The following is a 13,409-nucleotide window of genomic DNA, read 5'->3' as shown; positions in this document are numbered from 1 at the left end:
GGCAGCCCGAGGGCTGCCGTAACATTAGCTAATGCCTAACATTAAAAATGCATATCAGCACTTAACATGACCAAACGCCCAGGCGCCATGTTAGCAAAATGCGCGGTATAGGCTTTATCGTAATAACGCTCGTCCATTAAGTTTTGCACATTCAAGCGCAGCGTCAGAAAGTCATTCATCTTGTAAGATGAAACCACATCAAAACGCCAGTATGAAGGAATCGATAAGGTATTGGCGGTATTACCGTAAACCTGCCCCATATAGTACGCGCCAGTTCCGACATTTAACTGTTCCGTAATGTCGTAAGTGGTAAACAGACTGATACTGTTTTTGGCCGTATTAGGGAAACGATTACCATCGTAAGCGGCATTAAATCCGTTACTTTCTAGGCTAGCATCAAGATAGGTGTATCCACCAAATCCATGCCAATGCTCAGTGATATCACCTGAAAAACCAATTTCAAAGCCCTTCACTTTCTGCTCACCGACGTTTTCTTGCGGTGAATTGCGATCGGCAGAAGTTGCAACGCGAGCGTTGTTCTTCTCGATTTGGAATACTGAACCATTAAGCGATAAGCGGCCACTGAAGAAATCCCACTTAGTACCTAGCTCGTAACTTTCAGTATCTTCAGGCTTTAAATCTTCATTGTTACTACCAAGACGATCTGAACCATCGCCATTAGATGTTCCTGGCGGATTCGAAGATGTGCCCCACGCCGCATAGATACTGCCGTTGACCGCAGGTTTATACAGCACTGATAGTTGGTAGTTTAAAAAATCATCGTCATTGGATAGTGACGAAGTCGAGTTCTGTGCAGCAGTGCTGTAATCATCCCAGCGCACGCCGCCGTTAATCATCCAGGACTCATTCAACTCTATGGTATTAAAGCCATAAACTGAGCGAGTGTCCGTTTCAGTCACAGTGGCATCTGTTCCTAGCGTCACGCTGCCGACCCAAGGGTCGTGAGGATTAGGCTTCGATAACAAAGTACAATTGTAATTAGCCAGTAGTGCATCATTACAACCCGCATTACGACCATTCCCCGTATCGACCGTATAACTTAAGTTGCTGGTGCGCTCGTTGCTAAATTCAGTGCCAATCGCAAAGCGGTTGGTGAATCCAGCCAGGTTAGCCTCACCCACCAATTGTAATTGGGTCGCGAGCGTTTTAGTGACAGAGTGGCGTGATTTAGTGTTACGCCATACATAACCATTGGCGACGTTGCCTGTCGTATCATCGGGGTTAGTCACAATGTAATAATTGGTATTACGGCTATACACTGAGGTCGACGTAAATTGCATGTCATTGTTGAAGTCATGGCTTATCAGCACTGAAGCTGTGTCGTCATTATTATCGCGAAAATCCCGCGACAATAAGCCATAAAAGTTATTGGGATCAACATCGGCAGGCTTACCTGTCGCTTGATCATAGGGGATCCCATAGTCAGGTATGTCATGGTTTTCAAAATGATAGTATTCCAACGTCACCTTAGTGGGTGTCGTCAAGCCAAATGTCACCGAGGGTGCAATGCCCCAGCGATTACCAGAGACTTCATCACGACCCGGCGTATTGGCATCGTGCGCCATTAGATTCACCCGCACGGCAGCTTCATCTGCAATCACATGGTTAACGTCAAGACTGGCGCGTTTTAAAGCATCAGTACCAATCGCCACATCCGCATTAATAAAATCTTCGGCTTGCGCTTTTTTAGTCACAATATTGATGCTGCCGCCAACTGCACCACGGCCGTTGTAAACAGAACTCGGCCCCTTTAGCACCTCAATTTGTTCGATATTAAAAGTCTCACGGCTCTGGGAGCCCACATCCCGCATACCGTTAATAAACGTTGAAGATTGAGCGTCATAACCACGAATAAACGGCCTGTCACCATAGGGATTACCACCTTCACCCGTACCAAGCGTAATACCAGGTGTTGCACGCAGAGCATCAGTAAAACTTTGTGCCCCCATGTCTTTGATCAGATCTTGATTAATCACAGTGACCGTTTTAGCGCTATTGAGCAAATCATCAGTAAATTTACCAGACTGTACTTTGCGCGTGTTGTAACCCAAATATTCGCCGTTAACCTCAATATGTTCGACTTTCTTACCAGCGACTTGTGCCTGCTCCGCTGCTATCGCAGGGGTAGCTGATATAACCATACCTATAGTTAATGAACCTAAAACATGGGCGCCGAGTGCGACTCGGGCATTGCGGCGTTTTGCAAATTTCATTAAAAGCATTCCTGTTGCGGATTAAACCCTGTAACAGATGTCCCCCACCTGTTAATCGCCCGCTAATATAAGGAAATCGCACAAACTGATCAATAACTATTATCATTTGCATTATTGATTAACATTAATTACAGGATTGTTCACCCAGCAATGCAGGTTTTTTCATTGCCTCTGAAATTGAGAGTGTCTTGATGTTTAAAAAAACCGGCAACGAGCTAACCACATAAAAAATATTACGTTATTACGCGAGCCGAGTCAGTTTGTGCAATGACGACTGTAACGAAATTATCTACGGGGGATATTTTAATGTTGCTGTTGAGAAATCTCGTTAGCAGCCAGACGATAGCGAATGGAATAGTATCGCAGAATCGCACTAACCGAGATGCCATAGAGTCGGGCAATAACCGCTCTCCCCTCAGTTGTTGAATAGATAAAAGTCGAGTTACTCCATAAAAAGGCTAAAAAACTTTGCAGCATCGACACACATGGGCCACTATGAATGGGGCTAATAGTGTCGATATTGCATCATGTTTTGTATTTATGTAGCGTAAAACAGCGCCATTTGACGTTCAACGTCTTCCTGAGTAACACTTGTAAACTATGATGCAAAGCGATCGCAACCATAAATGGCACAGTGATATTGGGCCTTAGCCGCATATATCTCAGATAAATGATAAGAATATCTTTAAATTAGCCTCACATTTATAGCTGTCTCATCTAAGCTGATAGAGTGTGATCAAGATTGCTGTCGATAAGCAACTTTTCTAATAGCCTTAAGCAATGCCATTACTTCATGGTTTAGGCTCAAAAGAGGACAAACTTAGGCATGAACGTTAATTTTATTAATCCTTTCCTCCAATCTCTGCTCAATGTCATTTCTACTATGGCGAGCATGGATTTGACGCCGGGCAAACCTCAAATCAAATCAGATAACTTAGCAAAGGGGGATGTGTCTGGCCTCATTGGGCTCGTTGGCCCCCAAACAAAAGGATCACTATCGATTACCTTCGAACAAAAGCTGGTTTTGCAGATAATGCAGAATATGCTAGGCGAAAACCCGGGTAAAATTAACGAGGAAGTGACTGACCTAGTGGGTGAAATCACCAACATGGTGACTGGTGGTGCAAAAAATCTATTGGGTCAGAAAGGCTATGAGTTTGAAATGGCCACCCCTATGGTCGTGTCAGGAAAAGGCCACACTATTTCCCATAAAGCCAATGGCACTAAGATTATCATGCCTTTTACCAGCCCACATGGGACCGCTTATATCGAAATATGCTTTGAAAACTAAAAGCTTAAAATGTACCAAGCCAACATGGCCCAAATTACATTAACGCTCCTGTCGCTCTGGATCTTATGTTTCATTTGCTTATTTAAAGCTAGATAACAAAGATCAGAACGGCTGGATTACCAGCACCTGAATATACTTTTACCATTCATTTTACTGTCTCATTTGTGTTCAATAACTGTTCAATTCGCGCGACTCTACCCGTAAACATATCGAGTCACCCAGCCTACTGCGCAATGCGCTTATCTAAGCCCTACTCGCTCAGCTCATACTGTATAAATTAGCAAATTTTAACGCTTTTATTCGGAGCAATGAGACGATGCAAATATAGTACTGATGATTCACTGTGAGACTTCACCCTAGAGTTGCCACAAATAAAAAAACGGTGTTTAACACACCGTTTTATGATTCTGCATTTTAATGCTGTAGTCGCTCAAGCTAACGAGGTTCATTTCACCAGGCTAGTCTCATGAGACCAAGCACGCGAGACTGAGCTCATGAGAGTAAACTCACGCGATGAAGTTAACAAAGCTAAGCTAAGCAAACCGCAACCCTTGGAGTGAGCTTAGTGACTAATTCATAAGCGATAGTACCGATATGTTCAGCGACTTCTTCAACGGGTAATGCCTTACCCCACAACAGAGCACTGTCGCCAACCTTATCTTGCGCATCTTGGCCTAAGTCGACAGTCAACATGTCCATAGAGACGCGGCCAACTATGGGTACGCGACGACCATTAACCCACACAGGTGTACCTTCCGGTGCATTACGGGGATAACCATCACCATAACCAATTGCGACGACACCTAAACGAGTATCTTGCTTCGCGGTCCAAAAACAACCATAACCCACTGGCTGATTGGCCTTATGATCCCGCACCGCAATCAACTGTGATACCAGTTCCATCGCAGGTACGAGTCCGTGATTCGCACCGCAATCCCCCGTGACGGGTGAGACACCATAGAGGGCGATTCCTGGACGGATCCAATCGCCTTGGCTTTGCGGCCAATACAAGGCACCAGCAGAGTTGGCTAAGGTTCTAAATCCGGGCAAGCCAGCCGTTAAGCTATTAAAAGCCGCCATCTGCACTGAGGTATAACTATTATCAGGCTCATCTGCACAGGCAAAATGCGTCATCAAATGAATCGGTTTTGCCACATTGGGGCAGGCCATTAACCTTGCGTAAACCGTTGAAAATTGCTCAGGCGTAAAGCCTAAGCGGTGCATGCCTGAATCCACTTTCAGCCAAACAGTCACAGGCTTAGACAATACAGTTTGCTCCAACATCTCCAGCTGAGAACTATGGTGCACCACAGTGTCGATATCATGCCCGACGAGTAACGGGAGATCGGTGGCGCGGAAAAAACCTTCCAGCAATAACAAACGCGCTGTCACGCCGCCCGCTCGTAATTCTAAGGCTTCATCTAATCGAGCTAAGCCAAAGCCATCGGCACTGACTAAACAATGGGCGACATTCAATAATCCATGACCATAGCCGTTGGCTTTAACGACGGCCATCACGCGACTCGCTGGTGCCTGTTGACGCAACGCAGCGAGATTGGTTTGCAGTGCACTACTGCTAATTTCTGCACGGGGAAAAGGGTTCAAAATTTACCTTGCTCACTCAGGAAATAAAAAGTCACGGATATAAAAAATACATCAGCACAGCACGTCTTCTGCATACGCAAATTTACTATTTTCAAACATGAATTTAGTCTTCTTCAAACTGAGGTCCGGCATAATTATCGAAGCGCGAAAACTGCCCTTGGAAGGTGAGTCGCACTCGACCAATCGGGCCGTTACGTTGCTTACCAATAATGATTTCGGCCGTACCTTTATCTTGAGAATCGTTGTTATACACTTCATCGCGATAAATAAACATGATGAGATCCGCATCTTGCTCGATAGCGCCCGATTCACGCAAATCCGAGTTTACAGGGCGTTTATCGGCCCTTTGCTCAAGCGAGCGGTTAAGCTGCGACAGGGCAATAATCGGGATTTCTAGCTCTTTGGCTAACGCCTTTAGGGAGCGTGAAATCTCAGAAATCTCTAAGGTACGGTTATCTTTCAAAGCGGGCACCTGCATTAACTGCAGGTAATCTATCATGATCATAGATAAACCACCGTACTCACGGGCGATACGACGCGCGCGGCTACGAACTTCGGTCGGCGTTAATCCCGAACCATCATCGATATACATTTTGCCTTGCTCGAGCATGATGCCCATGGTCGATGAAACCCGCGCCCAATCCTCATCATCGAGCTGACCGGTACGGATTTTGGTTTGATCAACGCGGCCCAAGGAGGCCAACATACGCATCATAATCTGTTCTGACGGCATCTCGAGACTGAAAATAAGCACCGGCTTGTCTTCATTCATCGCGGCTTGTTCGCACAAGTTCATCGCGAAGGTGGTTTTACCCATAGAAGGACGCGCCGCAACAATAATCAAGTCGCCGGATTGGAAACCAGCGGTCATCTTATCCAGATCGTTAAAGCCGCTCGAAACCCCAGTCACACCGTTATGGGGGTTATTATAAAGCTGCTCAATCTTATCGACGGTTTTTTCCAGAATGGTTTTAATGCCTTCAGGACCTTCGTTGGAATTGGTGCGCATCTCAGCGATCTTAAAGACTTTACTCTCAGCAAGGTCGAGTAATTCGCTCGAATCGCGGCCTTCTGGGTTGTAACCTGCATCGGCAATTTCGTGCGCTACGCGGATCATGTCACGCACTACGGCACGTTCACGGACGATTTCAGCGTAGGATAAAATGTTACCCGCACTTGGGGTATTTTTCGCAATCTCACCTAAATAGGCAAAACCGCCGGCATCTTCTAATTGATTTTCAACTTCGAGCTGTTCAGAAACCGTGATCAAATCGATCGGCTGCCCCAGATCGACCAATCTGTGCATGGCAGAGAAGATCATCTTGTGTGAGCGGGAGTAAAAGTCGTCTTTTACGACGGCCTCAGCGACCCTGTCCCACGCTTCGGCATCTAACATCAAGCCGCCTAATACCGATTGTTCAGCCTCAATTGAATGCGGTGGCAGCTTGAGTCCATCAAGCTGCAAATCTCTTGGCTTACTTTTAGGCTTAAAAGCACCTTGTTGTGACATTAACGCTCCCGATTTCCAACAACTTAACAAAATATGATATAAAACCCGCGTCAAGCAAACAGGATGTTTACACTCGCCTGTTATCTCGTTCCAACGGACACTCTAATAATCAATAAGGAAAGAACATGCGTATTGCATTGGTTGCGGCCTTAGTAATGACATCCGGCATAGCAACTGCCGACGAAGGACAATGGCAACCTTATCAAATGCCTTCTATTACAGACAAACTCAGTGAACGCGGAATCGATATTCCTGCAGAAAAACTGGCCGATCTTACAAGTTATCCAATGAACGCCGTTGTAGGGCTGGGCTATTGTACCGCCAGTTTTGTCTCCCCCCAAGGGCTAGTTGTGACAAACCACCATTGCGCCTTCAAGGCGATACAATATAACACTAAGAAAGAACATAACTATCTCGAACAAGGCTTTTTAGCTACATCAATAGACAAGGAACCCTCTGCCGGTCCTAACGAACGTTTATACATCACAGAAGCAGTAACCGATGTCACCGCCCAAATCAATCAAGGCCTGAGCCAAGATCCGCTGAGCCGTTACGAAGATATTCAAAATCACAGCAAAGAACTGATCAAGAGTTGTGAAGCCGATGCGAATTATCGCTGTAATGTCCGCAGTTTCCATAACGGCCTAGAATATTACTTAATCAAGCAATTGATGATCCGCGATGTACGCTTAGTGTATGCACCACCAGAAAGTGTCGGTGCCTTTGGCGGCGACATCGATAACTATGAATATCCACGTCATTCGGGTGATTTTGCCTTCTTACGGGCTTATGTAGGTAAAGACGGCCAACCCGCTGCCTATAGCGACGATAACATCCCTTACAAGCCAAAGAGTTACCTTAAAATAAACGCCGATGGCGTGAAAACCGGTGACGGCGTGTTCGTCGCAGGCTATCCGGGCTCAACCAGTCGCTATAACCTTACTAGTGAACTTAAGTTTGCCAGTGACTGGCTGTATCCCACCCAAGCAAAACGCTATCAATTACAGATTGATACTATCGAGGCTATGGGACAAAAAGATGCCGACATCGCCATTAAGTACGCTGGCAATATGGCTTCAATGGCCAACCGAATGAAGAAACTCAATGGCCTGTTAGCGGGTTTTAAAGCCACGGATATCGTGGGCATTAAACAAAGCCGTGAGGATAACTTTTTAGCTTGGCTTAAAAAAAATCCTAAGCTAAATCAAAACCTCATCGCTGAGTTAGAAGTGCTACTTGCCGAGCAACAACAAGCGTTCCAAAGTAATTACTACTTTACTAATGCCCAATCGAGCACCCTGTTAACCGCAGCAAACAGCTTGTATCGTCTTGCGAAAGAAAAACAAAAGCCCGATGCCGAACGTGAACAAGGCTATCAAGAGCGTGATTTAGCGATGCTGAGCTCGCGTCTTAAACGTATCGATTCGAGTTTCGATGTCAAAGTCGATAAGACATTATGGCTACAAGATTTAAACGCTTACCTAGGCCAATCGAATCGTGTGGCAGCGCTCGATAAAATGTTAAGTGTAAACAGTAAAGACGTAGATCTTGCGGCTAAACTCGATGGTTTGTATTCACTCACTACGCTCACAGACCAAGCCCAACGTCTGGCGTGGATGAATGCCGATGTTAACGCCTTCGAAACCAGTGCCGATCCCTTTATTCGTTTAGCCGTAGCACTTTACGACACTAATATGGCGCAGGAAAAAACGGAAAAAATCTTAGACGGTAAGTTATCAACTGCTCGCCCAGACTATATGGCCGCAGTGATCGAATACTATAAAGCCAACAACTGGCCAGTCTACCCTGACGCCAACGGTACGCTGCGTATCAGCTACGGTATGGTCGATGGTTATCAATCACGTGATGCACTCTACAAACAGCCGTTTACTCGTCTAGATGGCATAGTCGCGAAACACACAGGTGTTGAGCCCTACAATGCACCGAAAAAACTCCTCGATGCGATTGCCGAGCAGCGTTTTGGCAATCATTTAGTGAAATCGGTTTATCAAGATCCCCGCGGCTGGATCTGCAGGCTCTTCTCTTGCATAGACAAACCCGAAGAATTTAACTCTGTACCGGTTAACTTCTTATCGAGCGTTGACACCACAGGCGGCAACTCGGGCTCACCAGTCTTCAACGGTAAAGGTGAGTTAGTGGGTCTTAACTTTGACTCCACCTATGAGGCCATCACTAAAGATTGGTTCTTCAACCCAACCATCACCCGCGCAGTACACGTGGATATCCGCTATATCCTGTGGATGATGGACGAAGTCGACCATGCCGATAACCTAATCCAAGAACTGGATTTAGTCAGAAATTAATACTTTGAGCTAAATCCGTTGCTCTAAACAAAAAGCCGCTCACTGTTCTGCAGTAAGCGGCTTTTATTTGGGCTCGTATTTTAGCAGCGAATACACTTTGGGATGATGAGATTGAATGAGTAGGCGTATATCACCTAGCAATTATACCAATCATATTAAATCCATCGCATAGTCGATATCCAAGCCTAAATACACTCAAAACCTAAATTTCAGCCATAAAAAGACACCGCCTAGGCGGTGTCTTTTTATATTTAAAGCGAGTAGTAATTAAGCTTCTGCAACCACAGATACTTTAACAACAGCTTTAACTTCAGTGTGTAACTGAACTTCAACTTCGAAGTCGCCAGTAGTACGCAGAGCGCCTAATGGTAAACGAACTTCTGATTTAGCCAGCTCAACACCAGCAGCAGTCACTGCATCAGCGATGTCACGGTTACCAACTGAACCAAACAGTTTGCCTTCATCACCAGCTTTAGAAGCGATTACAACAGCTTCCAGTGCAGTGATTTTCTCAGCACGTAGGTTAGCAGCAGCTAATTCAGCAGCTAATTTAGCTTCTAATTCAGCGCGACGAGCTTCAAATACTTTAACGTTGCTTTCGTTAGCAACAACAGCTTTACCTTGTGGCAAAAGGAAGTTACGTGCGTAACCAGCCTTAACTGATACTTGGTCACCCAAGTTGCCTAGGTTAGCGATTTTATCAAGCAGAATAACGTTCATTATCAAATCCTCTATATTCGATTAGGAATACTGCAATTACTGATGTAAATCAGTATATGGCAGTAGAGAAAGATAACGAGCACGCTTGATAGCGCGAGCTAGTTGGCGCTGATATTTAGCACTAGTACCAGTGATACGGCTAGGAACAATCTTGCCGCTTTCAGTGATGTAGTTCTTTAAAGTAACGATATCTTTGTAATCAATTTCTGCAACACCTTCAGCGGTGAAACGGCAGAACTTGCGACGACGGAAATAACGTGCCATGTTGACAGTCTCCTAAGTTTTCAATTCGACATTTTCGGCATGGATAACTAAGCGGTTTTGACCATTGCGCCCCTGTTGAAGCGTCATAAAGCCTTGCACTTGTACTTCCACACCTGCTTTCAGATCTTCTGCGACGCTTTCAAAGCGTGGGCCACTCAAAATCACTTGAATTTGTACGTAGACGTTGCGGAGCATATCTGCTTCATAACGCTGCGATTTGTGTTCCAACATTATCACACTGTGTGCAATACCTGCTGGGCTTTTAAAGCGTCTTGAACGAGTTATCGTTCCTGACAACACCAAGTTATTGGTGGTCACAGATTACCTTACTCAGCGATTTCTTCAGCGTGAGCTTCATCGTATGAGCGTTCGCCAGCTGGGCCACGACGTGAATCGCGCTCATCTCTAGCTTTAGCCATTGGAGATGCTTCAGTAACGGCAACTTTAGTACGCATTACCATGTTACGCAGAACTGCGTCGTTGAAACGGAAAGCTGTTTCTAGCTCTTCAATCGTCTCTGCTTTAGCTTCAACGTTCATCAGAACGTAGTGAGCTTTATGCAGATCAAGGATTGGGTAAGCCAGTTGACGACGGCCCCAATCTTCTAAACGGTGGATTGTGCCGTTAGCTTCGGTGATAACACCTGTGTAACGCTCAATCATACCTGGTACTTGTTCACTTTGATCTGGGTGAACCATAAATACGATTTCGTAATGACGCATTTATTGCTCCTTACGGTTATGTAGCCTCGGTATTGGCTCAGTCAAACCAAATGGAGGCAAGGAACGAAAAATAGTGACTGATTTGAGCGCGAGATAGTACAGAAAGCAAGCCAGAAACTCAAGCAATAACTTTGCCTCGCCAATCAATACAGGTATGATGGCGCTTCATCTATATTCGGACGTCTGACATCAGCTAACCAAGAATAAAACATAATGCTAAAAGTTATTGCGCCAATCTTTTTATTTTCCCTTTCATTTCCTGCGCTTGCGCTTGTTCCACCTGATTATCAGGAACCGCCCAGCGATTTTACCGCAGAAATCGAAGCGGGTTTGCAACTGAATACAGGCAATACCGAATCCAGCAGTTTTAACGGTCGAACCCAACTGATTTACGACACTAAGCAAACCAAGCAAGAAGCCACGCTCAAAGCCTACTTTGCCTCAGAAAAAAGCAAGACGACTTCCGAAAAATACGAACTCCAACTCCAGTCGAACTATAAACTCACTAAGGGTTATATCTTCGGACGCGGTGATTTTACCTGGGATCAATTCGGTAGTTACACGCAGATATCAACTATTTCGAGTGGTTACGGTTTTAATGCCATCAGTAGCTACAAGACCAAACTCAGTCTCGAAGTCGGCCCCGGTTATCGATATAACTTACCGGCCGAATCTGTCGATATTCCCAATCCTGATGCTGAGAAAGATGTCATTCTGCGTACCGCTGCAAAGTTTTCTCAAAAACTGCAGGAATATAGCAGTCTCAATGCCGATTTAACTGCGGAAATGGGTGAGAACAACAATACCCTTACCTTAGACATGAACTACAAGAATCTGGTGTTCCAAGATTGGGCTTTTAAAATCGGCATGAACATCAAATACACTGAAGTAGTTCCAGAAGGTAGCCAACAGACAGATACCATCACCACCTTCAACCTGCTTTATACCTTTAGATAACCGCTTTTAGATCATCCGTAGCATATATGCAAGCACACGACGCCAATGTCATCTTCGGCTGGCGTCAATGTTAAAGTTCTTCAGCCCCCTCTCAAGTCACTTCGACATAATCTAAGGATTTTTTGAGCAGAAATGCGCAATTAATCAAGATTTACCAACAATTTGCAACACAACATAAACACCAACCCCTGATATACTCACGGTTTATTATCAATCTTGTTTGTGTTTTCGGAGTTGTATATGACTAATCCGCTGCGCACTTTCGCCTCTTTATATAGCACCACCTTGTTAATGGTACTGGCCGGCGGTTTGCTCACTACTTACCTTGGGCTCAGGCTCTCGGTGATGAATGTGCAACAGATATGGATAGGCGGCATGATGTCGGCCTATTATGTTGGCCTTGTGGCGGGCTCTAAGATTGGTCATAGACTTATCGCCCAAGTGGGCCATATCCGCGCCTTCGTTGCCAGTGCAGGCATAGTCGCGGCATCTGCATTGGGTCATGCACTCGTGGATGAGCTAGCAGTTTGGCTGCTCCTCAGGCTCGTTGTCGGCATGGGAATGATGTGCCAATACATGGTGCTCGAAAGTTGGCTTAACGAACAAGCCGAAAGTAACCAAAGGGGCACAGTGTTCGCGAGTTATATGATCGTATCTTACTTCGGTTTGATTTTGGGCCAAGGCGCAATCAGCATCTTCCCCGAATTAGGCCTTGAGCCATTACTGCTGATCGCGATTTGTTTCTCACTCTGTATCGTACCGATTTCACTCACGCGTCGTCTTCACCCTGCGCCTTTGGTCCCAGCTCCACTCAAAATTGCCCATTACTGGAAAAAAGCGCCGCAGGCACTCACAACCATCGCGATTGGTAGCATGATAGTGGGTTCGTTTTATGGTCTCGCGCCCGCCTATGCTAGTAACTTAGGTTTGCCGCCTGAAAAAGTCGCCACTTATATGACCGCAACAATTTTAGCGGGATTACTGGCACAATGGCCTATGGGGAAACTGTCCGACATTATGTCCCGCAGCCGCCTTATTCGTATCAACTGTATATTGCTTGGCATCTTAGCCTTAGCCATCGCCTTAACGCCCTATCATCCAGTGATTTCGCTGGTGATGACCTTCCTGTTTGGTATTTTAGGTTTCACCTTCTATCCACTTGCTACGGCACTGGCTAACTCACGAGTCGAACAGAATGAGCGGGTCGGTTTATCTGCCACCATCTTATTAACCTTCGGCTTAGGGGCTAGTATCGGTCCACTGATCGCCTCAACGTTAATGCAATGGCTTGGCAACAGCATGTTATATGGCTTTATGTCTGCCTGTACCTTGATCCTGTTTGTGCGGCTACGTTACGTGCATTCGCAGCAAAAAGTCGAAACCAATATCACCCAAGATTACATAATGGCGACGGGTGACCTAGTCTCTTCACCACTGGCGGCGGCGCTTGACCCTAGGGTTGATGTTGAATCGATTCAAGAGCATATGACGCCCAGTGCTAACCTAGATGAATCTGAGCATGATTTAGGGGCTGATGGCGTCGATGACGATATTATCGACGAAAATGACAGTGATGAGGAGCAACTCGCCTTCAGTTTCGATATCGAACAAGCAGAGCTAGAAGCCGTACAAACGGATGAAGCCGATAGCCATCAGGTTAACCTAGACAAAGCACTGACATAAAAAGGCCAACAAAAAAGACCGATTAACTGTTTAAAGTTAATCGGTCTTTTATTACTGCTAATGCTAACTACAACAAATAGTACTGCAACAAGTCGTTAC

Annotated in this window: 11 protein-coding genes; 4 read left to right on the top strand and 7 right to left on the bottom strand. The window is 45.5% G+C overall.

What is annotated here, in order from left to right:
- Positions 1–41: 41 nt before the first annotated feature.
- Positions 42–2,234 carry a TonB-dependent receptor gene (locus FW758_RS12985; protein WP_446445592.1) on the bottom strand — a complete coding sequence of 731 codons (2,193 nt, stop codon included), beginning with the start codon at positions 2,232–2,234 and terminating at the stop codon, positions 42–44.
- Positions 2,235–3,060: 826 nt separating this feature from the next.
- On the opposite strand from FW758_RS12985, the gene FW758_RS12980 reads away from it, so the two are divergent.
- Complete coding sequence (locus FW758_RS12980) at positions 3,061–3,525, top strand: chemotaxis protein CheX (protein WP_006083037.1); 465 nt, start codon at positions 3,061–3,063, stop codon at positions 3,523–3,525.
- Between the two features lie 528 nt (positions 3,526–4,053).
- Here the strand turns inward: FW758_RS12980 and alr are convergent.
- The gene (gene alr / locus FW758_RS12975) at positions 4,054–5,130 is read right to left on the bottom strand and encodes an alanine racemase (RefSeq protein ID WP_107946544.1); all 1,077 of its coding nucleotides are present in this window, start codon (positions 5,128–5,130) and stop codon (positions 4,054–4,056) included.
- A 103-nt stretch (positions 5,131–5,233) separates the two neighbouring features.
- Complete coding sequence (gene dnaB / locus FW758_RS12970) at positions 5,234–6,640, bottom strand: replicative DNA helicase (protein WP_006083039.1); 1,407 nt, start codon at positions 6,638–6,640, stop codon at positions 5,234–5,236.
- Positions 6,641–6,765: 125 nt separating this feature from the next.
- Between dnaB and FW758_RS12965 the strand changes: the two genes are divergently transcribed.
- Positions 6,766–8,964 (top strand): S46 family peptidase, encoded by a 2,199-nt coding sequence (locus tag FW758_RS12965; RefSeq protein WP_446445591.1) that lies wholly within the window; start codon positions 6,766–6,768, stop codon positions 8,962–8,964.
- A gap of 267 nt (positions 8,965–9,231) precedes the next feature.
- On the opposite strand, the gene rplI is transcribed toward FW758_RS12965, so the two are convergent.
- From rplI to rpsF, 4 genes are read right to left on the bottom strand one after another with little or no spacing between them, the layout of a single operon-like run.
- Complete coding sequence (gene rplI / locus FW758_RS12960) at positions 9,232–9,684, bottom strand: 50S ribosomal protein L9 (RefSeq protein ID WP_006086059.1); 453 nt, start codon at positions 9,682–9,684, stop codon at positions 9,232–9,234.
- 36 nt (positions 9,685–9,720) lie between these two features.
- Positions 9,721–9,948, bottom strand: a complete 228-nt coding sequence (rpsR, locus tag FW758_RS12955) for a 30S ribosomal protein S18 (RefSeq protein ID WP_006083042.1) — start codon at positions 9,946–9,948, stop codon at positions 9,721–9,723.
- A 12-nt stretch (positions 9,949–9,960) separates the two neighbouring features.
- Positions 9,961–10,266, bottom strand: coding sequence for a primosomal replication protein N (gene priB, locus FW758_RS12950; protein WP_006083043.1), 306 nt, complete (start codon positions 10,264–10,266; stop codon positions 9,961–9,963).
- An 8-nt stretch (positions 10,267–10,274) separates the two neighbouring features.
- On the bottom strand, positions 10,275–10,670 hold the full coding sequence (gene rpsF / locus FW758_RS12945; RefSeq protein WP_006083044.1) for a 30S ribosomal protein S6: 396 nt from the start codon (positions 10,668–10,670) through the stop codon (positions 10,275–10,277).
- A 213-nt stretch (positions 10,671–10,883) separates the two neighbouring features.
- On the opposite strand from rpsF, the gene FW758_RS12940 reads away from it, so the two are divergent.
- Entirely contained in the window at positions 10,884–11,627 is a 744-nt protein-coding gene (locus tag FW758_RS12940) for a DUF481 domain-containing protein (RefSeq protein ID WP_006083045.1), read from the top strand.
- Positions 11,628–11,867: 240 nt separating this feature from the next.
- Entirely contained in the window at positions 11,868–13,310 is a 1,443-nt protein-coding gene (locus FW758_RS12935; protein WP_446445590.1) for an MFS transporter, read from the top strand.
- The last annotated feature ends 99 nt before the right edge of the window (positions 13,311–13,409 follow it).

The organism is Shewanella sp. 1180_01, assembly GCF_052850535.1.
This window is presented reverse-complemented; position numbering and strand designations above follow the sequence as displayed.

Bases quoted from the DNA above. Each gene is read 5' to 3' on its own strand.
- FW758_RS12985 (WP_446445592.1), bottom strand. From the start codon at position 2,234: ATGAAATTTGCAAAACGCCGCAATGCCCGAGTCGCACTCGGCGCCCAT.
- FW758_RS12980 (WP_006083037.1), top strand. From the start codon at position 3,061: ATGAACGTTAATTTTATTAATCCTTTCCTCCAATCTCTGCTCAATGTC.
- dnaB (WP_006083039.1), bottom strand. From the start codon at position 6,640: ATGTCACAACAAGGTGCTTTTAAGCCTAAAAGTAAGCCAAGAGATTTG.
- FW758_RS12965 (WP_446445591.1), top strand. From the start codon at position 6,766: ATGCGTATTGCATTGGTTGCGGCCTTAGTAATGACATCCGGCATAGCA.
- rplI (WP_006086059.1), bottom strand. From the start codon at position 9,684: ATGAACGTTATTCTGCTTGATAAAATCGCTAACCTAGGCAACTTGGGT.
- rpsR (WP_006083042.1), bottom strand. From the start codon at position 9,948: ATGGCACGTTATTTCCGTCGTCGCAAGTTCTGCCGTTTCACCGCTGAA.
- rpsF (WP_006083044.1), bottom strand. From the start codon at position 10,670: ATGCGTCATTACGAAATCGTATTTATGGTTCACCCAGATCAAAGTGAA.
- FW758_RS12940 (WP_006083045.1), top strand. From the start codon at position 10,884: ATGCTAAAAGTTATTGCGCCAATCTTTTTATTTTCCCTTTCATTTCCT.
- FW758_RS12935 (WP_446445590.1), top strand. From the start codon at position 11,868: ATGACTAATCCGCTGCGCACTTTCGCCTCTTTATATAGCACCACCTTG.